Annotated in this window: 25 protein-coding genes; 11 read left to right on the top strand and 14 right to left on the bottom strand. The window is 38.7% G+C overall.

What is annotated here, in order from left to right; translation table 11 throughout:
• Positions 1-250: 250 nt before the first annotated feature.
• The 8 genes from JOC83_RS16245 to fabL form a co-directional block, all read right to left on the bottom strand.
• Positions 251-1852, bottom strand: a complete 1602-nt coding sequence (locus JOC83_RS16245) for an ABC transporter substrate-binding protein (protein ID WP_205188431.1) — start codon at positions 1850-1852, stop codon at positions 251-253.
• 66 nt (positions 1853-1918) lie between these two features.
• On the bottom strand, positions 1919-2887 hold the full coding sequence (locus tag JOC83_RS16240; RefSeq protein WP_205188430.1) for an ABC transporter ATP-binding protein: 969 nt from the start codon (positions 2885-2887) through the stop codon (positions 1919-1921).
• Positions 2862-3875, bottom strand: a complete 1014-nt coding sequence (locus tag JOC83_RS16235) for an ABC transporter ATP-binding protein (RefSeq protein WP_205188429.1) — start codon at positions 3873-3875, stop codon at positions 2862-2864. The genes JOC83_RS16240 and JOC83_RS16235 overlap by 26 nt, the downstream gene beginning before the upstream one ends.
• A 150-nt stretch (positions 3876-4025) precedes the next feature.
• Positions 4026-5780 carry an ABC transporter ATP-binding protein gene (locus JOC83_RS16230; RefSeq protein ID WP_205188428.1) on the bottom strand — a complete coding sequence of 585 codons (1755 nt, stop codon included), beginning with the start codon at positions 5778-5780 and terminating at the stop codon, positions 4026-4028.
• Between the two features lie 178 nt (positions 5781-5958).
• Positions 5959-6492, bottom strand: a complete 534-nt coding sequence (ntdP, locus tag JOC83_RS16225) for a nucleoside tri-diphosphate phosphatase (RefSeq protein WP_205188427.1) — start codon at positions 6490-6492, stop codon at positions 5959-5961.
• 396 nt (positions 6493-6888) lie between these two features.
• On the bottom strand, positions 6889-7143 hold the full coding sequence (locus tag JOC83_RS16220; RefSeq protein ID WP_205188426.1) for a YgaB family protein: 255 nt from the start codon (positions 7141-7143) through the stop codon (positions 6889-6891).
• Positions 7144-7329: 186 nt separating this feature from the next.
• The gene (locus JOC83_RS16215; RefSeq protein ID WP_205188425.1) at positions 7330-7524 is read right to left on the bottom strand and encodes a gamma-type small acid-soluble spore protein; all 195 of its coding nucleotides are present in this window, start codon (positions 7522-7524) and stop codon (positions 7330-7332) included.
• A gap of 79 nt (positions 7525-7603) precedes the next feature.
• Entirely contained in the window at positions 7604-8353 is a 750-nt protein-coding gene (fabL, locus tag JOC83_RS16210; RefSeq protein ID WP_205188424.1) for an enoyl-[acyl-carrier-protein] reductase FabL, read from the bottom strand.
• Between the two features lie 238 nt (positions 8354-8591).
• On the opposite strand from fabL, the gene JOC83_RS16205 reads away from it, so the two are divergent.
• Positions 8592-8816, top strand: a complete 225-nt coding sequence (locus JOC83_RS16205; RefSeq protein ID WP_205188423.1) for a hypothetical protein — start codon at positions 8592-8594, stop codon at positions 8814-8816.
• A gap of 67 nt (positions 8817-8883) precedes the next feature.
• Here the strand turns inward: JOC83_RS16205 and mutY are convergent, their stop codons facing one another.
• Positions 8884-9975: an A/G-specific adenine glycosylase gene (gene mutY, locus JOC83_RS16200; protein WP_205188422.1), complete on the bottom strand. Its 1092-nt coding sequence runs from the start codon at positions 9973-9975 to the stop codon at positions 8884-8886.
• A gap of 201 nt (positions 9976-10176) precedes the next feature.
• Between mutY and JOC83_RS16195 the strand changes: the two genes are divergently transcribed.
• On the top strand, positions 10177-11157 hold the full coding sequence (locus JOC83_RS16195; protein ID WP_205188421.1) for a metal-dependent hydrolase: 981 nt from the start codon (positions 10177-10179) through the stop codon (positions 11155-11157).
• A gap of 70 nt (positions 11158-11227) precedes the next feature.
• Here JOC83_RS16195 and JOC83_RS16190 read toward each other — a convergent pair whose 3' ends face one another.
• Positions 11228-11497 (bottom strand): YfhJ family protein, encoded by a 270-nt coding sequence (locus JOC83_RS16190; RefSeq protein ID WP_205188420.1) that lies wholly within the window; start codon positions 11495-11497, stop codon positions 11228-11230.
• Positions 11498-11632: 135 nt separating this feature from the next.
• Here JOC83_RS16190 and JOC83_RS16185 point away from each other — a divergent pair, with 135 nt between their 5' ends.
• Both JOC83_RS16185 and JOC83_RS16180 read left to right on the top strand, forming a co-directional pair.
• Positions 11633-11791, top strand: coding sequence for a small, acid-soluble spore protein K (locus tag JOC83_RS16185; protein ID WP_205188419.1), 159 nt, complete (start codon positions 11633-11635; stop codon positions 11789-11791).
• Between the two features lie 44 nt (positions 11792-11835).
• Complete coding sequence (locus JOC83_RS16180; protein WP_110114299.1) at positions 11836-11997, top strand: YpzG family protein; 162 nt, start codon at positions 11836-11838, stop codon at positions 11995-11997.
• Positions 11998-12089: 92 nt separating this feature from the next.
• Here the strand turns inward: JOC83_RS16180 and JOC83_RS16175 are convergent, their stop codons facing one another.
• Positions 12090-12410 carry a YfhH family protein gene (locus JOC83_RS16175; protein WP_205188418.1) on the bottom strand — a complete coding sequence of 107 codons (321 nt, stop codon included), beginning with the start codon at positions 12408-12410 and terminating at the stop codon, positions 12090-12092.
• An 82-nt stretch (positions 12411-12492) separates the two neighbouring features.
• On the opposite strand from JOC83_RS16175, the gene JOC83_RS16170 reads away from it, so the two are divergent.
• Positions 12493-13158: an SDR family NAD(P)-dependent oxidoreductase gene (locus JOC83_RS16170; RefSeq protein ID WP_205188417.1), complete on the top strand. Its 666-nt coding sequence runs from the start codon at positions 12493-12495 to the stop codon at positions 13156-13158.
• Positions 13159-13240: 82 nt separating this feature from the next.
• Here the strand turns inward: JOC83_RS16170 and recX are convergent, their stop codons facing one another.
• Positions 13241-14053, bottom strand: a complete 813-nt coding sequence (gene recX / locus JOC83_RS16165) for a recombination regulator RecX (protein ID WP_205188416.1) — start codon at positions 14051-14053, stop codon at positions 13241-13243.
• Between the two features lie 69 nt (positions 14054-14122).
• Between recX and JOC83_RS16160 the strand changes: the two genes are divergently transcribed.
• From JOC83_RS16160 to JOC83_RS16135, 6 genes are all read left to right on the top strand, one after another.
• A complete protein-coding gene (locus tag JOC83_RS16160; protein WP_205188415.1) occupies positions 14123-15031 on the top strand; it encodes a TIGR01777 family oxidoreductase in 909 nt (302 codons plus the stop codon).
• 36 nt (positions 15032-15067) lie between these two features.
• Positions 15068-16195, top strand: a complete 1128-nt coding sequence (locus tag JOC83_RS16155; RefSeq protein WP_205188414.1) for an amidohydrolase — start codon at positions 15068-15070, stop codon at positions 16193-16195.
• A gap of 267 nt (positions 16196-16462) precedes the next feature.
• Positions 16463-17023: a GNAT family N-acetyltransferase gene (locus JOC83_RS16150; RefSeq protein WP_205188413.1), complete on the top strand. Its 561-nt coding sequence runs from the start codon at positions 16463-16465 to the stop codon at positions 17021-17023.
• A 107-nt stretch (positions 17024-17130) separates the two neighbouring features.
• Positions 17131-17259 carry a YfhE family protein gene (locus JOC83_RS16145; protein ID WP_205188412.1) on the top strand — a complete coding sequence of 43 codons (129 nt, stop codon included), beginning with the start codon at positions 17131-17133 and terminating at the stop codon, positions 17257-17259.
• Positions 17260-17347: 88 nt separating this feature from the next.
• Positions 17348-17539, top strand: a complete 192-nt coding sequence (locus JOC83_RS16140; RefSeq protein WP_205188411.1) for a YfhD family protein — start codon at positions 17348-17350, stop codon at positions 17537-17539.
• A gap of 598 nt (positions 17540-18137) precedes the next feature.
• Positions 18138-18353, top strand: a complete 216-nt coding sequence (locus JOC83_RS16135) for a hypothetical protein (RefSeq protein WP_205188410.1) — start codon at positions 18138-18140, stop codon at positions 18351-18353.
• Between the two features lie 36 nt (positions 18354-18389).
• On the opposite strand, the gene JOC83_RS16130 is transcribed toward JOC83_RS16135, so the two are convergent.
• Together JOC83_RS16130 and JOC83_RS16125 are read right to left on the bottom strand one after the other, a co-directional pair.
• Positions 18390-19874, bottom strand: coding sequence for an alkaline phosphatase (locus JOC83_RS16130; protein ID WP_205188409.1), 1485 nt, complete (start codon positions 19872-19874; stop codon positions 18390-18392).
• A gap of 308 nt (positions 19875-20182) precedes the next feature.
• Complete coding sequence (locus tag JOC83_RS16125) at positions 20183-21352, bottom strand: diguanylate cyclase domain-containing protein (protein WP_205188408.1); 1170 nt, start codon at positions 21350-21352, stop codon at positions 20183-20185.
• Positions 21353-21406: the final 54 nt, after the last annotated feature.

Raw genomic sequence — 21406 nt, 5'->3', positions numbered from 1 at the left:
ACTTCGTTTCATCATCACAAAATATGCGAAATCGCCCTTTGCCACGACATAAATGGCTGATCACCATGTATATGGGGCATTGGGCGATTTCACACGCAAGAAAGCTTCCTTACGTTATTAAAAATGAAGAGAGAAAGTGGTTACATAGAACCTCTTGCCCCTTTTCCTACTGTTAAAAAGGCAAAGGTTGTTATCGATGGTGTCAAGCTTTGCTTCGTTTGACACTTACTCTCGCTTCTCGCTTTTATTTTTATTCGAATTCAACGCCTGTTAATTTGTCAGAACCAGTTGGATGTGGCTTGAACCCTTTTAAGTTCGCTTTACCTGCTAAAGCTGGTGTTGAGTGTACAAGTGGAATCCAAGGTGCATCATCTTTAATGATTTCTTGTGCACGAGCATAAAGTTCATTACGCTTCGCTTGATCAACTGTTGATTGTGCTTCAATTAAAAGGTTATGAACCTCATCATTTGAATAATACGAGTAGTTGTTGCTTCCAATTGAATCTTTGTCTAGTAATACATATAAGAAGTTATCAGCGTCGCCATTATCACCTGTCCAACCAAGTAAGAATGAATCAGCTTCTCCTGCTCTTGCTTTGTCTAAATATGTTGCCCACTCATATGTGACGATTTTCGCTTTCACGCCGATTTTCTCAAAGTTAGCTTGTAGTGCTTCTGCTACTTTTTGACCATCTGGCATGTATGGACGTGCAACTGGCATTGCCCATAGTTCCATTTCGAATCCATCTGCATAGCCTGCCTCAGCAAGTAATGCTTTTGCTTTTTCTAAATCAAACGGATAGTCTTCAATTGCAGCGTTATAGCCTTCTACCACTTCTGGCATTGGGTTTTTCGCTGGTGTACCTTCACCTGCATAGAATGCATCTAATAACGCCTGCTTATCAACTGCATGGTTTAATGCTTGACGAACTAATTTGTCTTTTAATGGACCTCTTGTTGATGTTAAACCTAAGTATGCAATGTTTAATGATGGACGGAAGAACGTTTGTAAGCTATCGTTGCCATCGATTGATGGAACGTCACTGAAGTTTACACCGTCAATTAAATCTACTTCACCTGTTTGTAAAGCATTTAAACGAGCTGAGTTTTCAGGAATAACCGTGAAGATAACTTGCTCTAACTTCGGCTCACCTTCCATCCAGTACTCTGCGTTCTTTTCAATCGTGATACGGTCGTTACGTTTCCACTCTTTAAATTTAAATGGACCTGTCCCAACTGGATTTTCATTGTATTTATCTCCGTGTTGCTCAAATGCAGCTGGAGATGAAATCGCAAATGGTGACATTGCTAAGTTTTTAAAGAAAGGAGCTAACGGACGGCTTAATGTGAACACAACCGTTGTTGGATCTTCTGCTTTTACTTCTGTAATAATGTCGCCAAATTGAGAGTTGTAGTAATAGTATTGCTCTTTGTCTCCACTTTGCCAGCGTTTAAAGTTCGCAACAACTGCCTCTGCGTTAAAATCTGTTCCGTCATGGAACTTGACACCTTCACGAAGCTTTAATGTATACGTTAAACCATCTTCAGACGCATTCCATTCTGTTGCTAAACCTGGCTCTAAGTCTGTGCTTTGCTCACCAAATGAAATCAGTGTATCAAAAATGTTTTGTGTAACTTTAAATGACTCACCGTCGGTTGCTGTTGCAGGGTCTAATGATACTGCGTCTCCACCACGCCCAAAGATGAGCGTTGTTTCTTTATCACCGCTTCCTCCAGCACTACCACCGGAATCCTTCGTGCCTGTTTCTTCTGATGACTTTCCGCAGCCTACTAGCGCTAGCGAAATCGCTAAAACAAGCGCAAGCATTGATACATACCACTTTTTCTTCATCTGTATTACCCCCTCTAGTTTTTGTCTATATCATAAATGTTGCGTATCATCTAAACATTCAGTCTTTTATTCGTAGAGATGACATGCAACATAATGACCGGCTTCAACTTCTTTAAATTGTGGTCTGGTTGTTTTACATATATCCATGCATTTGCCACAACGAGAGTGAAATGGACACCCTGCTGGTGGATTCGATGGACTAGGAAGATCTCCTTGCAAGACAATTTGCTCGCGTTTGAAATCAGGATCTGGTACGGGTACGGCTGATAAAAGTGCTTCTGTGTATGGGTGCAATGGCTTTTGATAAAGCGCTTCACTATCGGCTAACTCTACCATATGGCCTAAGTACATGACACCCACCCTATCACTTATATGCCGAACAACCCCTAAATCATGAGAAATAAAAATATAGGTTAGTTGAAACTCATTTTGTAAGTCTTCAAGTAGGTTCAACACCTGCGATTGAATGGACACATCAAGCGCGGAGACAGGCTCATCCGCTATGATGAGCTTAGGCTTGGTCATTAACGCGCGAGCAATTCCAATTCGCTGACGTTGTCCTCCACTAAACTGGTGAGGATAGCGCTTCGCATGGTAACTGCTTAACCCAACCACTTCTAAAATTTCTCTCACTTTTTTCTTTCGCTCTTCTTTCGTGCCAATTCCATGAACGATAAGCGGTTCTTCTAAAATTTTCTCCACCGTATGTCGTGGATTCAGCGAGGCAAACGGATCTTGGAACACCATTTGCATTTCTCTTCGCAATTTACGAATCTCTTGATTTGATAAACTCGTTACATCTTTATCTTCAAATACGACTTTTCCTTCTGTTGGCTCAATAAGCTGAAGAAGCAGTCGACCTGTCGTTGACTTTCCACAACCGCTCTCGCCTACAATCCCTAGTGTTTCCCCTTTTTTTACGGAAAATGAGAGGCCATCAACGGCTTTTACTTCTCCTACTTGTTTACTAAAAACGCCACCTGTAATCGGAAAGTGTTTCTTTAACCCCTCAACTTGTAGTAACAACTCGGTCATTGATGTTAACCTCCCCTTCTTCATGTAAGAAACAGCGCACCTTATGTTCGTCGTTTACATGATAGAGTTGAGGATCTTCGCTCAAACATCGCTCTGTCACAAATTCACATCTTGCAGCGAATCGACAGCCTGTCTTGATAGATCCTGGCTTTGGAACATTCCCTGGAATCGAATAAAGTCGATCTTTCTTTTCACGCTTATCTGGCACTGATTTAATCAATCCCATTGTATAAGGATGTTTCGGTTGCTGAAACAGCGCTTTTACGCTTGTTTCTTCTACAACTTTACCTGCGTACATCACAACAATTCGATCACATACTTCCGCTACGACCCCTAAATCATGCGTAATCAGCATAATAGCTGTATTTAACTTCTGATTTAACTCTTTCATTAGTTGTAAAATTTGCGCTTGAATCGTTACGTCAAGAGCGGTCGTTGGCTCATCTGCAATTAAGAGCTTTGGATCACATAAAAGTGCCATCGCAATCATGACACGCTGCCTCATTCCACCTGAAAGCTGATGAGGATAATCGTGAATCAGCTCTTCTGCACGAGGCAATCCAACGAGCTTAAGCATTTTAATCACATGCTCTTTTGCTTCTTTTTTACTCCATTTTCTATGTATACGAACCGCTTCCATTAGCTGGTTACCGATTGTAAAGAGTGGATTCAATGACGTCATTGGCTCTTGGAAAATCATTGCTACGTCATTCCCTCTTACTTCTCGCATACGCTTTTCGGATGCTTGTACTAAGTCTTCTCCATTAAAATAAATGTGACCTGATGTGATTTTCCCTGGCGGTGACGGAATGAGCTTCATGATAGATAGCGAGGTGACACTTTTTCCACAGCCTGACTCTCCAACGATTCCGACTATTTCTCCTTCATGAATGTGAAAATCAACATGATCTACAGCTGGTACTTCTCCATCGTCTGTGAAAAAAGAAGTTTTTAACCCTACTACGTCTAGTACTTTTTTTGTTGTCATGTTTTCACTTCCTATTCAGCTGTATATTTTTTAATTTTTAGAATATTTTACATTTTATGATTATACATACATTTTTATAAAAAGAAAAGAAAAATTTGGCGAAAAAAGAAGATGACACATCGAAATTTGTTTTTTCGATGTGTCATCTTCTTAATTTAACGTATCTAATTGCTGTACACTAAATAAATCATAATAATGGCCTTTTTGCTTCATAAGCTCTTCGTGTGTACCAATTTCCACGACTTCACCATGCTCAATATGAACAATTTTATCGACGTGAGTAATCGTTGATAGTCTGTGAGCAACAATAAACGTTGTACGGTCTTTTGCAAGTTTTTCAAGTGCCTCTTGAATAAAGTGTTCACTTTCTAAATCTAAAGCAGATGTTGCTTCATCAAAAATTAAAATGGGTGGATTTTTCAAAAATACGCGAGCAATTGAGATTCGTTGTTTTTGTCCACCTGAAAGTTTTACACCTCGTTCGCCCACTTTGGTGTCATATCCTTCGGGAAATTTCATAATAAAGTCATGTGCGTTTGCCGCTTTTGCCGCTTCAATGACTTCTTCTTTTGTTGCTCCTGGCTTTCCTAATAAAATATTTTCAAGAATGGAATCACTAAATAACACCGTGTCTTGAAGCACAATGCCTATTTGATTTCGTAAGCTTCTCACGTCATAATCTTTAATGTTCACGTTATCAATAAGCAAGCTACCTTCTGTCACATCATAAAAACGAGGAATTAAGCTGATAAGTGTCGATTTTCCTCCTCCACTCATTCCAACAAAGGCAACGGATTGTCCTCTCTTTATATCGAGGTTGACATGTTTTAAAACTGGCTCTTCTTGCTCATCGTATGCAAATGATACATCATCAAACGAAATATTCCCTTGTACGCTCTCACATTCAATTGCACCTTTTTTATCTACAATGTCATATGGTTCATCTATAAATTCAAACACACGATCCATTGAGGCGATGGCTTGCGTTAAGGTAGTGGATGAATTAATTAGTCGACGTAACGGGTTATATAAACGTTCAATATACCCAACAAAGGCAATCATCGTTCCCACTGTTAAATTTTCTTGTACGACTTGATACCCTGCGTACAAAATCACTAGTAAAGGTGCTACGTCTGTAATCGTGTTAACAATGGCAAAGGTTTTGGCATTCCAGCTTGTATGATCAATGGCTTTTTGTAAAAAGTTTCGATTTTGCTTATCGAATTGTACTTGTTCATGATCTTCAATCGCAAAGCTTCGAATCACCGAGATACCTTGAACACGCTCATGCAAGTGCCCTTGTACTTCAGCCAAAGCTTGTGAACGCACTCGTGTTAAGTGTCGCAGCTTGCTGTAAAAGTGCTTAACTGCTAACGCATATAAAGGAAACAGAACGAGCGACACAAGCGTAAGCGGAACATCCATTGTAAACATAATAATAGCTGCAATGACAATCGTCGCCATATCTAGCCATACATTCATTAAGCCGGTAATAACAAAGTTTTTCGTTTGTTCCACGTCATTAATGACACGTGAAATGATTTCACCTGCTCGTGTATTGGCATAATACTTTAAACCGAGCCGTTGAATGTGATCAAATAAATGATTGCGAATATCATACAAGACACGGCTTCCAACCCACTGAGCGTAGTATTGTCGATAATATTCAATTGGTGGTCGCAACACGATAAACACAAAAAGAAAAATACCCATAATGGTAAAAAGTTCATTTGTTTTTTCATCAATGGATAGCGTAGTTGCCCCAATGATATCATCCACCACGTATTTTAAAAGCAACGGAATTAATAAAGGAATCCCAAATTTAATTAATCCAATTGAAATTGTGCCAGCAATTTGCCACCTGTATGGCTTTACAAATTGTAAATAGCGTTTAATAACCCCCAAAACATCTCCCCCTTTGTTTCTATAAGGGTTGTCTCTTTATTTTTTGCAAACTTCTTTACTTCTATTAATTGTTCACTCATGACCTCATAAATCATCAATGCCTACACAACATGTTCTCAACAAAACACCTTGCCTACCGATCCATTTACTTGAATGGACTTATAGACAAGGCATACTGTTACGGCTGGCGATACGTTAAATATCGCTCATACCACATATCAATAAAATCAGGTGCAAACGGTCCTTTTCGCTGACGTATCCAATTTTTTAAATGCTCAACATTGTTATGTAAAATTCGATCAATTACAGTTGGATAGTTCATTTGTTGGCGGTGCTTTTCATATTCATCTTCGTCTAATAAAATATAGGTCATGTCTGGAAATACTTTGATGTCTAGATCATAATCAATGTATTTTAACGCTTCATCATCATAAATAAACGGTGAACTAATGTTGCAGTAGTAATAGATTCCATCTTCCCGAAGCATTCCGATAATGTTAAACCAATACTGCGAATGAAAATAACAGATGGCTGGCTCTCTTGTTAACCACGTTCGTCCGTCCGATTCCGTAACAATGGTCCGATCATTTCCGCCAATTACTAGACTGTTTGTTGCTTTTAGAACCTTTGTGCTATCCCAAATACGATGGATATGACCGTCATGTTTATAGCTATGTATTTGAATTGTCTCTCCTTCAATGGGAACGCCCATTTTTACTCCCCTACTTTCATCTAACACGTCGACATTACGTATAATGTACCTCCATGTTCTTATATTTATCCTGCTCAAGTCGTGGCTCTTCTCACCACTTTTTATACCGAAATAATGCGTTAATTTTATTCCGCTCAAATTAATAGAAAACGAAGACGACTCACACGCCGCTCTTTATTTATACATTTACTTTCGGACAATAAAGGTTCACTTCTTCTTATTATAACGGTTTACGTCCTAATTTAAAACAAAAGCAGTCGGTTACCCTTGTAATTTATTTGCATTTTAAAGCTAAATCTTTCCTTTTTAGAGTAAAAAAATTCGTCTATAGTTTCGAGGAAAATTCTCTTTTTCCTTAGAAACTATAAGACGATTTTGTTCATACATAAGATTGAATTAGGGCGTAAGTTGAGCCGATTTTTGATAAGACTGAATAATGGCTTCTGTTTGTCGTTCAAACGTTTGTTGAATTTCTCTTAATTGTTTTTTCATCGTGGTAATTTCTTCTCGTAGTGAAGCAAGGGTTGTTTCATGCTGTAGCTTCGCAAGTTCGACTTCAACCTGTTGACAACGCTCGATTTCTGATTGTAAAAACAACAACTGATCCATCGTTTCTAACTGTTCGCTGACGAGTTGATCGAATTCTTCCATTTTATATAAGCCTCCTTGTTTGCCTCTTTGTTCCTATTTAAATCTTTCTATTATCTACAATTGATTTCTTTGTTAACATTCGCTTTATGTATGATGATTCCTTTGACGACATCTGTAGACTTACGAGAAGTTTTGTCGGTTGCCATGAAAAAGGGCACTCCATCGTTTTAGGAGTACCCTCAACCATTATTGGTTTTTGCTTGAAGCTTGGTTTTGCTTAGCTTGAGCTTGAGCGTTTTGTTGCTTCACGTGTTGTGCGCTTGTTTCGCTCGCGAACTCAGCACCATATTGTTGGTTAGCTTGAGCGTTTTGTTGTTTTACATGCTGGATGCTAGTTCCAGATGCAGTCTTTTGTTGATTAGGTTGATTTTTGTTTGCCATTGTAATCACCTCCACGAAATTAATCTGTCCTGGAAGTGAAAAAAATATCCAAACTTTTTTCAACTTTTTTTCAAAGCTTTTACATCAACAACGAACGACCACCATCGACAATTAACGTCTGCCCACGAATCATACTGGCTTCATCGGATACTAAAAACATCACTGTGTTAACCATATCCATTGGCTCAACCATGCGCCCTGCAGGCGTTTGACGTCTTGCATCCTCTAAAAGCTCTTCACGATTTGGAAAATGCTTCAGCGCATCGGTATCGATTGCTCCACCTGATACAGCATTTACGACGATATTCTTTGGTGCAAGCTCCACTGCTAAGTAACGTGTTAATGCTTCAACAGCTGCTTTTGACACTCCGACTGTTGTGTAGTTTTCTAAATAACGAATCGAACCAAGTGAACTAATCGTGACGATTTTCCCGCCACCGACTTTCTCCATGCGCTTTGCTGCTTCTTGCGCACAAAATAAATACCCTTTACTATTAATATCCATTGTCCAATCCCAGTGCGTTTCTTCTAGCTCCATAATCGGACGCAACACACCTGAAGCTGCATTGCTAATGAATACATCTAATCGTCCAAAACGCTCATCAATTTGCGTAAACATCTCGGTAATTTTATCAACTTTTCCTACGTTCGCTTTTACAACAAGAACTTCTCGACCGATTTCTTTGATTTGTTCAGCTACTTCTAATGCAGCTGTTTTACTGCGCGCATAGTTTAACACAATGTTATATCCTTCTTTTGCTAAACGAATTGCGATTTCTTTTCCAATTCCTCGGCTACTTCCTGTTACAAGTGCCACTTTTTGTGACATACTTTCAGCTCCCTTATAGTACCTGATACTAATATTTACTCTCATTTTTATTGTACTGATTTTCTAGTATAGCTGGCAAGCTTTCTTCTAAAAATAAAATGAAGTACGTGTGTTGGAACAAATACCTGTACTTCAGACAGACTTCAACATTCGCTTCCTGTTCATCACTGGCAAGAGGATGTTCGATACAACGAACCCTTCGTTTAAAATTAAAACGTAAAAGATGGGAGAGTTATTTATGTATGTAGGACGAGACATGACGGAATTGACGATGATGTCAAAGCATGATTGGAAAGACAGTGAGCTTGCCTATTTTCACCATTCTTTGCAGCAAATTATGCCTTATTTAAATACAGAAGGTCAGACGATTCACCGTGAAATCATGAAAGAAATTGAAACTCGAGGTGGATTAAAGCGCCAAGAAGCAGATTACACACACGGTACTCACATCACGTACGACTAATCTAGTTACTGTAAAAAGACCCGTGAAAAAAATTGATTTCACGGGTCTTCCTACTTTAAGTCGTCACTTAACGTAAACGATACTCTTTTAAAATATTTTGATGTGATACAGGGAACGCATAGTTCTCTAACTCATCGATAGACACCAGCTTTCGTGTATCACTTTCACTTATGTCATCTGCAATGGATCCTTCATAAACAGCAATGTTCCACACAAGATGAGAAAACACGTGTTGAATCGTTGCAAATTGCTGATGTAAGGTGGCATTTGTACGGTAATCTGTCCATAAGAACGCTTTTAGCTGATCTTTGTCAGAGCCAATACTTAAATCCACTTCTACGTTCGGAAATTCCCACAAGTTTGCTAACAGCCCCTTGTTCGGACGTTTATGAATGAGCACTTCCCCTTTTTCGTTCGTTAACACAACAGCAGCCATTTGTTTTGGTTTTGGTGGCTTTTTCTTTGATTTGATAGGTAGTTCTGCTTGAACTCCTTGTTCGAATGCACGACAATGCTCGCGAACGGGACATAATAAACAAGAAGGAGAAGTAGGCGTACAAACCGTTGCTCCTAACTCCATTAATCCTTGATTAAAGTAAGAAGGGTTATCTTTAGAGATAATAAGACGAATAATCTCTTCAAAGAGCTTTCTTGTTTTCGGTTTGGCAATGTCATCCCAAATCGATAAAATTCTCGACATAACGCGCATCACATTGCCGTCAACGGCTGGTTCTGGTACACCGTAAGCAATGCTTAAGATGGCGCCTGTCGTATAAGGTCCTACCCCTTTTAATTTTGAGATTTCTTCTGGTGTATTTGGCACTTTTCCACCGTATTGCTCGTGAACTTCTTTCACAGCTGCTTGTAAGTTGCGTGCTCGTGAGTAGTAACCAAGTCCTTCCCAAGCTTTTAGGACTTTGTCTTCTTCTGCATGTGCCAAACTTTCAACGGTTGGAAAATGCTCTACAAAACGATTAAAATAAGGGATAACTGTATCAACCCTTGTTTGCTGGAGCATAATTTCAGATACCCACACTTTGTACGGGTCTTGATCTTGTCTCCACGGTAAAATGCGTTGTTCACGCTCAAACCAGGTGATTAAATCGTGCTGAAATTGTTCAATGTTAAAATCATTTACAATATTTTCACTTTGTTTCACGTTATAGCCTCCGAGGTATTACTATACATATACAGTGTATATGAATCTACAGAGAAAATCGAATCTAGAAGTGGAAAACAGCATACTCAGCACACAAGAACATTTTGGAAGCAAATTATCTCGGTTCTGCATATGGGTGATACGAATGGTTACCGAAATTTTGTGATAGTAAGATAAATCTTTTAGTAAAAGGAGGAAGTTATGGATACGGGTACACATATTGCGATGGGTATTGCCATCGGTGGGCTTGCAACGCTTGATCCTGTTGTAGCTTCAAGCTCAGAAACGGCAACTGCTGTGATGGCTGGTGTCATTGCAGGTTCTTTGGCGCCAGACCTTGATACGATTTTAAAGCTGCGAAACAATGCTCAATATATTCGTAACCATCGCGGCATTACACATTCCATACCTGCCGTGATCCTTTGGCCTCTCCCAATTTTATTTGTTTTATCTCTTTTATTCCCAGGTGCAGATTTGTTTCATTTATGGCTATGGACCTTTTTAGGCGTGATTATTCATGTGTTTGTGGATGTGTTTAATGCATATGGAACACAAGCGCTACGACCTTTTTCAAAAAAGTGGGTTGCACTTGGTGTCATTAACACGTTTGATCCGTTCATTTTTATTGCGCATGTCATTGCCATTGCTTGCTGGGCATTTGGAACAAGCCCTGGGCCAACATTTATTACGCTTTATGCGATTATTGTCCTGTATTATGGATGGCGCTTTTATGAACAAAGACAGGTTGCAAATGCGGTTCGTAAAAAGTATCCCGATGTAGAGCAGTTAATTATCTCTCCGACCATGCGCCTTCATCATTGGCATTTAGCCATTACTACAAAGAAGAAATTTCATGTCGGAAGAGCCATCAACAAAGAAGTGGTCACATTTGATTCATTTGACCGGGTACCCGTTCCCGATTCAGATGTTATTGCTGCGGCAAAGAAGGACAAAAACTTGTCTGCGTTCTTATCTTTCTCCCCTGTGTACCGGTGGGAGATTGAGGAGTATAACGATCATATCGAGGTACGATTTATCGATCTTCGTTATCGAAGCAAGGACTATTATCCATTTGTTGCGGTTGTACAACTTGATTATGATTTAAACATTATTTGTTCATACACAGGCTGGATTTTCAGTGAGAAAAAGCTGCGTAAAAAGCTTGATTACCTTCCTAATTAAGAGCCATTATTGAAAAAAACATCCCTTGCCTATTGAATAGGCAAGGGATGTTTCATGATTACTGAACACGTTAATGCTTCAAATGATCATCTTGATTTAACAAATGCTTGAATTTTGGGTTACGAATTTCGACATCATGTAGACGATGACCGTAATGATTAATATACGTTCTTACAGCTTGTTCCGCTGCTTCTTTTCCTTTGTATTCGTATCCTGCCTTTGCGTAAGAGGACTCGAAATCTTCCCAAAATAATTCTACCCACGTGCGAGCTTGCCCATAGGATAATGTATCATTTTTACTTAATAAGTAATTAGTTAAGCGTTCAAACGTATCGTTCATAGTTTCCACCTCTGTTACCAATATTGTTTATGAGTAAAGTCATTAATTTAACTCACACTATAAACAAGGGAAACGCCTTTCCCTACCGTATCTTTACTATATCATAAAAGTATTTAAAAAAAGGAGAGGAATGTCATGCGTAATAAAGAGCGTGGTTTCCCAAACCAAAACAATAATAAATTAGAAGGCGAACCAAGAGCAAAAGCAGAGTTTGCATCTAAACGAGCAAATGGCACCATTAATACTCATCCACAAGAAAGAATGCACGCGTCGAACCAGCGTACAAATCAATAATTGTTCTGAATTCATCGTTCACTACAATCATGGAGGGGTTTATCTTGGGACATAAAAAACAAAAGAATTTTTTCTCGAACCGTCATCAAAACCCATTTTCAACACCATGGGCGAACCCAAAGCACGCTCATGCACAAGTAAATGGTGAAACACAGCAAACACAAGACTTAATCATTCTTGAAGCCCAAACACGTAAGCGCTCCTAGTCAAAAACGTGTCACTCTAATGAGAGTGACACGTTTTGTTCTGTCATGATGCATCTGAAATTACGCCACACTATAAGCGTCCTTTTAAAAAATCAGGATGTCCGAAGCATTGAAATCGGAAGAGCTTCTTCAGTCTGTTCTGGATTTCCAAGGCGGAATCCCCATGCAAATATACCATTCATGTAGTCAATTTTAAAATACATACCAGGATCTCCTTGAATTTCATATACTTCTCCTGGCTTAAATTGATCAGGATTAAGTAAGTATGCTTTTGCGAGTACCATTTTGCGTTCTAATACCGCAAATTCATTAACAATCCCTAGTTGCTCTGCTTTTCTTGCTTTTTCTTGTAAATGAGCAATTTCTTGCTTTAACTCATATTCACTCATTTGACTATAGCGCTTTTCTTGCATCGATGACTCCCCCTTTTGTCCACTCTTCTTTTAGTATATGATAACTGTAAACGTTTTTAAAGAATGGAAAGAGGGTCGCATCATGAAAACAGTTTTAATTACAGGTGGCAGTACAGGACTTGGCTATGAATTAGCAAAGCGCTACGCACGTGATGGCTATCATGTCGTTATAACAGGAAGAAATGAAGAGAAATTAAAAGCTTCACAAGCTGAATTAAAGAAACAAGGCGCTCACGTGACCACGTCTGCATTTGATATTCAAAATGAACATGACGTAAAAAATGCAATAGACACGCTTTTACAGCGTCATAACATTGATGTGCTTATAAATAATGCAGGAGTTGGACATTTTGGTCCTCTCCCTTCTCTATCTGGCCAAGACATTCATAACATGATTGATACAAACGTAAAAGGAACGATTTTCGTCACACAAGCGCTGATTCAGCATTTATGCGAGCGCTCATCTGCTCAAATAATAAACATTGTTTCAACCGCTGGATTACGTGGAAAAGTAAATGAAACAGCTTATGTTGCAAGTAAATTCGCAGTAAGAGGATTTACGGAAAGCTTAAAAGCAGAATATGCCAATCAAAACGTGACCATTATTGGAGCCTATATGGGTGGCATGGACACGCCGTTTTGGGATGAATCCGACCATATTCAAGATAAATCGCGATTAAAACCAGCTTCACAAATCGCAGACATCGTTTACGATAAATCTTCACAAGGTGAAGACATCATCCTATAGTAAAGCTTTCATGCAGCACTTGCCTATCTGACTCGATTTTATAAGCAAGAAGTGCTGCATGTTTTTGTTATATGAGCCTCTTTTAGTCTTCATCTCGAATAGAGTCTAAAAATGCTGCGATTTGCTCCATCGAAAATCCTTTTCGGTACAAGCTTTGCTTCATGCGTTTTTCGTATTCCCACCCATCGTACCGTTCATAACGACGGTGTGCTTTCATTCCTTGATATTGAAGAGCTTCCCACTCTTCATCGCTTTCTTTTTCAACATGAACTTCTTCAAAGGCAAGCTGAATTACCGATAACACATGTCCTTTGGCTAATAATGTTTGTTCGATTTTTTGCTTCATCATCGTTTCAGAAAGCTTTTTGTATTTGCTCTTTAATTTTTCAATGACCTTCATTGCAGTTTGAAGTTGTTGTTCTTTTGGGTATTCGCATAGACTAAGAGTAATCTCTTGCTCTTGAACACCTTTTTCAGCTAGTTCTTTTCGAATGACCGTAGGACCTTTTACGGTTGTATTCATTTGCGTTAGCACGTAGGCTTTCGCAAACTCTACATCATTTAAATAGCGCTGATCGGTTAGTTTTAATAGCACTTGTTGAATAATGACGTCATCCATTTCTTTTTTACGTAAATAGTCGCCCACTTCTTTTGTTGAACGCATGCGATAGGCTAAATACGAAACAGCGAGGTTATACGCTTTTTTCATATCATCAGCAAATTGAATTTCCGTCATATCAAATTCATCGAGCTCTTTGCCTTTTCGCAGGTCATGTTGAATTAACACATTCGCGTCCACACTAAATGCGTACTGTTCACCTTGACCGTAGTCAAGAAAGACGTTGTAACGCTCGGCATTGTTCTTTTGGGTTGTTATTTTCGTAATAACAGCCATACATGTACACCCCGTTTTTTTATTGTTATTGGTTCACATTATACACGATTTGAAGGAGGTTTTTTAACGATGAAGATTGTCATTGCTGGAGGAACTGGCTTTGTAGGGACTGCTTTAACAAATCACTTTTTAACAAACAAGCATGAGGTGTATATTTTAACAAGAAACACGAACAAGCCTGCTCATGATCCAAAGCTTCATTACGTAGAGTGGTTGACGGAAGGTAGTTCGCCTGAAAGCGAGCTAGAAGGAGCAGATGTATTCATTAATCTTGCAGGTGTATCGTTGAACAGTGGACGCTGGACGGAAGAGCGTAAAAAAGCCATCTTTGAAAGTCGTGTCTCATCCACGAAAGAAATGATACGAATAATGTCTTCATTAAAGAAAAAGCCCGCTGTCTATGTGAATGCAAGTGCCGTTGGCTATTACGGTATATCTAATACTGAAACGTTTGTCGAGAGCTCTCCTGCTGCAAGTGACGATCATGACTTTTTAGCTCATACGGTAAAGGTATGGGAACAAGAAGCCAAGCGAGCAGAGGAACTACACATTCGTACGGTGCGAACGCGATTTGGCATTATTTTAGGAAAAGACGAAGGAGCGTTGCCAAAAATGGTGCTTCCTTATCGGTTATTTGTTGGCGGAACGGTTGGCTCAGGAGAACAATGGGTATCATGGGTTCATATTGAGGATGTGGTAAGTATCATCGCATTTGTTATTGAGCACGAAGACGTGAATGGACCTGTTAATGTGACAGCACCACATCCTGTTCAAATGAAAGAATTTGGTCAAACGATTGGACGTGTACTAGGTCGTCCACATTGGCTTCCTGTACCGAGTGCTGGATTAAAAGTGATGCTTGGAGAAATGAGCACATTAATTTTAGATGGACAAAAAGTAATTCCTCAAAAACTAGGTGAACATCATTATAAGTTTACATATAATGAACTAGAAGGTGCATTAAAGAATTTGTTGTGAAGGAAGGTCTTTACGCAGATAGGAGCTTAGTTAGTGATGAACAATACGTTATTTAAACACGCAACCATTTATCCCATTACATCTCCCCCGCTGTCAAACTGTGATTTGCTAGTGGAGAATGGAAAAATCAAACAAATCGGCTATCATCTACAGCCTGAACATGGAACCCATGTGATTCATTGTCAAAATCAGTTCTTGTTCCCTGGTTTTATCGATGTTCATACTCATATCGGTCTGTATGATGAAGGAACAGGTTGGGCCGGAAACGATGCAAATGAAACCATTGAGCCACTCACTCCTCATATTCGAGCGCTTGATAGTGTTCATCCGCTAGACCCAGCATTTAAAGATGCCATACAATACGGCATTACAACCGCTCATATTATGCCAGGCAGTGCTAATGTTATTGGCGGTACGACCTCTGTCATTAAAACGACGGGTAAAAACATCTCTCATATGCTCATCCAAGAAACGGCTGGATTAAAGATTGCACTAGGTGAGAACCCTAAGCGTATTCACAGTCACGGTAACAAAGATTCCATTACACGAATGGGAATCATGGGGATGCTTCGTGAAGCATTTTATCAAGCTATGCATAGTGACAACATTGATGACTTACGAGTAAAGCCACTTGTTCGTGCATTGCGCCGAGAAATTCCGGTTCGCATTCACGCTCATCGTGCAGACGACATTTTATCAGCTATTCGCTTTGCAGACGAATTTAACCTCGACGTCCGTATCGAACATTGTACAGAAGGACACTTAATTGCCGAAGAGCTTCAAGGTCGTAATTTAAAGGTGTCAGTTGGGCCTACACTAACACGCCGTTCAAAAGTCGAGCTTAAAAACAAGAGCTGGGAAACCTATCAAGCTCTTTGGGAAAACGGTGTGGAAGTATCCATTACAACAGATCATCCGTATACACCCATTCAATATTTAAATATTTGTGCATCCATTGCTGTTCGTGAGGGATTAAATGAACAACGAGCGCTTGAAGGAATTACCATTGCAGCTGCTCGAAATTTACGAATTTCAGATCGTGTTGGAAGCATCCAAGTTGGAAAAGATGCCGACTTAGTGCTATGGAATCACTACCCTTTCGATTACATGGCAAAGCCTGTTCTGACAATGATAGATGGAAAAATATTATTCAAAAAAAATTAACATTTACCTATTCCTTTTTTAAAATATTTTTAGTATGATACGTTAAGTAAGGACGAAAAAATAAGAAGAAAAACATATAATATATATATCAAACATTCACTTGTTAACGTCGTTTTGTTGACTGGTAATGGGAAGGCAAATGGTGCGCCACCAGGTAACTGGTTCTAGTGGGTTCGATTCCCACCCCGAAATTTTTTTTAATACTAAAAAATTTCGAGGGTGGTACCTACAACACGTGTAGTCTGCCCTCTAGGCGGAGGGATTATTATGCTAAAAAAGCGAGACCTACACGATTGTCAAGGTTTATACGATCTCATGGTGCACCCTGATGTCTTCCCTTTTGTGCGTCATAAAGCAAATTCATATGAAGAATTCCTGTTTGTGACAAAGCAAACGATTGAAGCAGAAGATCACGGAGAAATTATTTCACGTACAATTTTAGACGAATGGGGTAATCCAATCGGCACCATTAACTTATTTGATGTGCAAGACAATGCTGGCTTCCTTGGTACATGGTTAGGCAAACCTTATCACGGGAAAGGCTACAATAAAATCGCAAAAGAAGTATTTTTTAACGAACTGTTTTATGAGTTAGGAATTGAACGTATTTTCATGCGTATTCGTAAAGTAAATGTTCGTTCGATGAAAGCTGCTGAAAAGCTTCCTTATGTAACCCTTGCAAACGAGACACGAAAGAGTTTGTATGAGGAAATTAATCAAAGTGGCGATGTGTATAACTTATATGAGATTTCAAAAGACTTATATACGTTGCACTATTTACGACACGAGCAAGAAGTACACGAAGATCATCAGTTAAAAGAAGCGTAGAGAGTTGTTCAAACCATGTGAACGACTCTTTTTTTGTTTGAAAAAAGAAAAAATTGGCCAAGCTAGAAGATGTAGTTTATGTAAGCATATCTTTTGGAGGGATTAAAATGGCTGATAAAAAGCGACAAGATAAAACGAAAAGCACATTAAGCAGTTCACAAGAGGTTAACTACGCTCGTGATTTTAAAATGGCTGATCAAGCTGGTGGATACACAGCGAAAAAAGCAAGACACTAATTGGCAACAATAGCACATACATAGCTCCTCTTCTTTCGCACATCCTACTAAAGAACCGTCTTAACGAGTTCTTGAGGAGGAATTGACAATGGGAAGATCAAGAGGAAGTCATACGCGTGACAACAACAAAGCGCGTTTACCACAAGTACCAAAAAATATGAAGTCTGATGGCTATGATACGGAGTACTCACGTGAGTTTGCGGATGGTGAGGACTTAGAAGCACAAGCACGCGCACAAGCAGCTGGTATTCGTCAGTCTGATATGAATAGCAAGAAGTAAAAGCTAGGCCTGTGGAAAAAAAGGCAACACGTTCTTTTTTTCCACAGGCTCTATCCTTGCTTCTTTATAATTGAGTAAATCTACACGCTGTTTTTGGAGCTTTATGAAACAGAGTTGTTACATACTTTACACTATATTCGCAACTTTTCTAAAAATACAATATATACACACAATTTATCCCCAAAAGTGTGGATAATGTTGATAACTTTTTAAACCATTGCTATATCAACTTTTATTCAATTTATAAATCGTTAATAATTTTTGTGGACGAAATAAACTTAAATTGTGGATAATGTGTATAACTTTGTGTATATCTTAGAAAAATAAGGTTTTGCAAACGCTTTTACATGTGGATAAAACTTTTAATATCTAAAAAGTCGAAAAATTTATGTTGCAAGATGAAAAATAATGTAGAATGATGTACGTTCTTCTTCTTTTCTTCCCCTTTACATGCCCCTTCTAACTTCATGACGAAGCTTTATATTCCTTATTAGCAGATTACTTACGAAATTTATAGGTCTGAACTTCCCTTTTAGGAAATACCTTTATAAAAAGATAAACAGCTTTTATTTTCTAGGGATGAAGGGGAGTAAACAACATGGTCGTTGTACACTTTATTCAGAACAACGTGGAGCTATTGAATCAGCTCTGTCGAGACATACCTGCAGAAGGAAGCGAAGTAAAAGTAAAAGGTCGTAAAGGAAAAGTAATGAATGTGAAGCAAGTGGATGAAAAACACATTCATGTCGAAGTTGAATTAGAAGTTGTAAAAAAGAACGTTCCTGTGTTAGATCCGCGTAAGAAGAAGAGATAAGAAAAAACCGCTCTGTACAAACAGAGCGGTTTCTTTTTAATCTTCGTCTTTTTCGTCTTTATCTTTGTCTTTACCTTGCATATTCTCTAGAATATAGAAGATGTTTTCTGCTTGTTCCGTGTTATCCATGAATCCTGAGAACATTTCTTTTCCTGGTCCATATCCATATACGCCTACTTCTTCACCAGTGTGACCTGATGTTGTCCAGCCTGTGTATGAACGCTTGTTAAAGATGTCTTCAATTGCATCGTCGATTTTTAGCTCGTCACCTGTTTTCGCTGCTTCTTTTACTGCAGCAATTTCTTCTGGTTTTAACTCAAGCTTAATGTTTTCACGTAATGTCTTTTCAACATCTGCACCTTCAACAATTTTCTTAGCCATGTAGTCTGGTGTTTTCTTCGCTGCTTTAATTGGATCTGTTAACCAGTTATAAATGCCCTCACCCTTTTCATCGTTTGCTCCTAGTGAGAAGCCACCTGTTGAGTGATCCGCTGTTGTCACAACTAACGTGTGCTTGTCTTTTTTCGCAAACTCAACTGCTGAATTGAATGCTTTTTCAAAGTCTTCCATTTCACTCATAGCTGCCACGATATCATTGTCATGGCCAGCCCAGTCAATTTGGCTTCCTTCGACCATTAAGAAGAAACCATCGTCGTTTTTACTTAATTGTTTTAAAGCTGAGTTAGTCATTTGTTCTAACGAAGGTGTTTCTTTATTACGGTCAATCGCCTTGTCTAATCCTTCATCAGCAAATAAGCCTAGCACTTGCTCATTTTTATTTTTATTTAATTCTTTCATGTTTGTCACATAATTGTAGCCATCTTTTTTGAACTCTTTCGTTAAGTCACGATCATCACGTACGAAATTCAGCTTTCCTCCACCTAATAGGACGTCAACTTTATGCTCATCATTAACCTTTTCATCATAATAATCATCAGCGATCTCATCCATGTTTTTACGACTTTCATCATGCGCACCGAATGACGCTGGTGTTGCGTGTGTGATTTCAGATGTTGATACAAGTCCTGTAGACATGCCGTTTTCTTTGGCTTGCTCTAGTACCGTTTTAATTGGTGTATGATTATGATCAACGGCAATGGCATTATTATATGTCTTCTTACCACCAGACATCGCTGTTGCCGCTGCAGCTGAATCTGTAATGTTTTCTTTTTCATCTTCTGAGTGTGTCGTTTGTACACCTAAGAAATGCTTATCAAATGATGTTAACTCAATTTCAGGTGTTTTTGGGTTATCTTTCATATAACGGTGAGCCGTCATATAAGGCTGACCCATTCCATCTCCAATTAAAAAGATGACATTTTTAATTTCTGGGTTTTCTTCTTTTATTTTTGCTACGGCTTCCGCATGAGTGATGCTTTGGTTGTTAGTAACAGCTTGTTCTGCTGAACCTTTTTCTGCTCCAACCTTATCTTCAACTGCTGCGCAGCCCGTCAAGCTTCCGATTGCAAGAGTAGACATTACTGCAAAGGGTAATAATTTATGTTTAAATGACTTTTTCATATCATATCTCTCCTTAGTTAGTATTTGTCCTTCTGTCTATAACGTTATCGTACAAAAGTAAAGACACTATAAAAGGAATGTAAAAATAAAACGGCAAAATCTTTACATGTTACATAACTGTAATAATTCAGATAAGATAAGCTGAACAAACCGCGCTATAGATGGTTTTTTAAAGGTGAAGTGTTGTTCATATAATAATTTAGAACATAATGGGAATTTGACAAAAAATGAAAAAAGAAAAAGACCGCCACCTAAACTCTTGTTATGACTGAGTTTTTATGACGGTCCAGTTGTCGGATAGTGTCTATTTAGTTGAATAGCTTTGATTTTTGAATGGAATCGATCCACCTGTCCCACACGCTTACCTTTTTAAAATCCATTTCATTTAGTTCTGGCTTGTACATGACGTATCCGTTCTTACCATTTTGTTTGGCACAATACATCGCTTGGTCTGCATGCTCAAGAAGAACCTCTTTCGTTTCCCCATCGTTTGGATAGACACTAATGCCAATGCTTAAGGAAATGTTTGCTTCTTTTTCATGAATCATATAGGGAAGAGCAACATGCTTTAAAAGACGTTTCGCGATTTTTTCAACTTCTTCTCTCGCTGTTTCTTCAAACACCACGACAAATTCATCTCCACCAATACGGGAAACCAAGTCTTCTTCTCGAATGCATTCGTTTATTCGTACGGATACTTCTTTTAATAATTGATCGCCTGCTTCATGACCCATCGTATCATTCACATTTTTAAATCCATCTAAATCAATGAACATGATGACAAAAGAATGATCATTTCGCTTTGAACGCGCTAGCGCTTTTTTAAGATGACGATGTAGCGCTTTTCGATTCGGAAGGTCGGTTACATCATCGTAATATGCTAGTTGCTTCAGCTCCACTTCTGCTCGTTTCTGCTCTGTAATATCTGTGATGTGCCCGTTCAAACGTAAAATCACACCATAAGATGTCTTCATTGGTGTCACAAGCTCATTCAACCATCGTATTTGATTCGTTTTAGCATGGATAATTCGATATTCAACCTGAGATGTTTGCCCTGCTACGATCTTTCTCTCGTGGTTGGCGATCCTCTCATAATCCTCTTGATGAAGTCTCTCTTTCCAAATGTGCCGATTGTCTCGATACAATTCATCTGAGTACCCATAGATTTGCTCAATCCCTTTTGAAAAGGTGACCGTTTGGTGAACCATATTAATTGAAAACACAGCCCCATCTAATGAATGAAACAATGATTCATAGTTTTCATTTTTTAAGCTTAATGAATAGTGTTCTGCTACCATTTTGGCTTTTTCTTCGTTTAAACTCTTTATTTTATATTGTAAGGTGTTCATCTTTTTGAATCCCCACCATAAAAGTGAGACCACCATCATTGCAATGAATACAAATTGAAGAGCCATCCCTTCAATAAATATTTGAACACATGCGAATAAGACAGTGATAATCATAGCTAATAAACTCACTATGAACCTATCTTTATTCTTCACTTCTTCACCTACTCTCGATTTACACCAAAT

Origin of the sequence: Priestia iocasae (assembly GCF_016909075.1) — a bacterium.
GTDB classification, from domain to species: Bacteria; Bacillota; Bacilli; order Bacillales; family Bacillaceae_H; genus Priestia; species Priestia iocasae.
Note: the sequence above shows the minus strand (reverse complement) of the source record. Positions and strands in the feature narration are given on the sequence as shown.

Coding starts and splice junctions, on each gene's coding strand:
- JOC83_RS16245 (WP_205188431.1), bottom strand. CDS start 1,852: ATGAAGAAAAAGTGGTATGTATCAATGCTTGCGCTTGTTTTAGCGATT.
- JOC83_RS16240 (WP_205188430.1), bottom strand. CDS start 2,887: ATGACCGAGTTGTTACTACAAGTTGAGGGGTTAAAGAAACACTTTCCG.
- JOC83_RS16235 (WP_205188429.1), bottom strand. CDS start 3,875: ATGACAACAAAAAAAGTACTAGACGTAGTAGGGTTAAAAACTTCTTTT.
- ntdP (WP_205188427.1), bottom strand. CDS start 6,492: ATGGGCGTTCCCATTGAAGGAGAGACAATTCAAATACATAGCTATAAA.
- JOC83_RS16220 (WP_205188426.1), bottom strand. CDS start 7,143: ATGGAAGAATTCGATCAACTCGTCAGCGAACAGTTAGAAACGATGGAT.
- JOC83_RS16215 (WP_205188425.1), bottom strand. CDS start 7,524: ATGGCAAACAAAAATCAACCTAATCAACAAAAGACTGCATCTGGAACT.
- fabL (WP_205188424.1), bottom strand. CDS start 8,353: ATGTCACAAAAAGTGGCACTTGTAACAGGAAGTAGCCGAGGAATTGGA.
- JOC83_RS16205 (WP_205188423.1), top strand. CDS start 8,592: ATGTATGTAGGACGAGACATGACGGAATTGACGATGATGTCAAAGCAT.
- JOC83_RS16195 (WP_205188421.1), top strand. CDS start 10,177: ATGGATACGGGTACACATATTGCGATGGGTATTGCCATCGGTGGGCTT.
- JOC83_RS16190 (WP_205188420.1), bottom strand. CDS start 11,497: ATGAACGATACGTTTGAACGCTTAACTAATTACTTATTAAGTAAAAAT.
- JOC83_RS16185 (WP_205188419.1), top strand. CDS start 11,633: ATGCGTAATAAAGAGCGTGGTTTCCCAAACCAAAACAATAATAAATTA.
- JOC83_RS16175 (WP_205188418.1), bottom strand. CDS start 12,410: ATGCAAGAAAAGCGCTATAGTCAAATGAGTGAATATGAGTTAAAGCAA.
- JOC83_RS16170 (WP_205188417.1), top strand. CDS start 12,493: ATGAAAACAGTTTTAATTACAGGTGGCAGTACAGGACTTGGCTATGAA.
- recX (WP_205188416.1), bottom strand. CDS start 14,053: ATGGCTGTTATTACGAAAATAACAACCCAAAAGAACAATGCCGAGCGT.
- JOC83_RS16160 (WP_205188415.1), top strand. CDS start 14,123: ATGAAGATTGTCATTGCTGGAGGAACTGGCTTTGTAGGGACTGCTTTA.
- JOC83_RS16155 (WP_205188414.1), top strand. CDS start 15,068: ATGAACAATACGTTATTTAAACACGCAACCATTTATCCCATTACATCT.
- JOC83_RS16150 (WP_205188413.1), top strand. CDS start 16,463: ATGCTAAAAAAGCGAGACCTACACGATTGTCAAGGTTTATACGATCTC.
- JOC83_RS16145 (WP_205188412.1), top strand. CDS start 17,131: ATGGCTGATAAAAAGCGACAAGATAAAACGAAAAGCACATTAAGCAGT.
- JOC83_RS16140 (WP_205188411.1), top strand. CDS start 17,348: ATGGGAAGATCAAGAGGAAGTCATACGCGTGACAACAACAAAGCGCGT.
- JOC83_RS16135 (WP_205188410.1), top strand. CDS start 18,138: ATGGTCGTTGTACACTTTATTCAGAACAACGTGGAGCTATTGAATCAG.
- JOC83_RS16130 (WP_205188409.1), bottom strand. CDS start 19,874: ATGAAAAAGTCATTTAAACATAAATTATTACCCTTTGCAGTAATGTCT.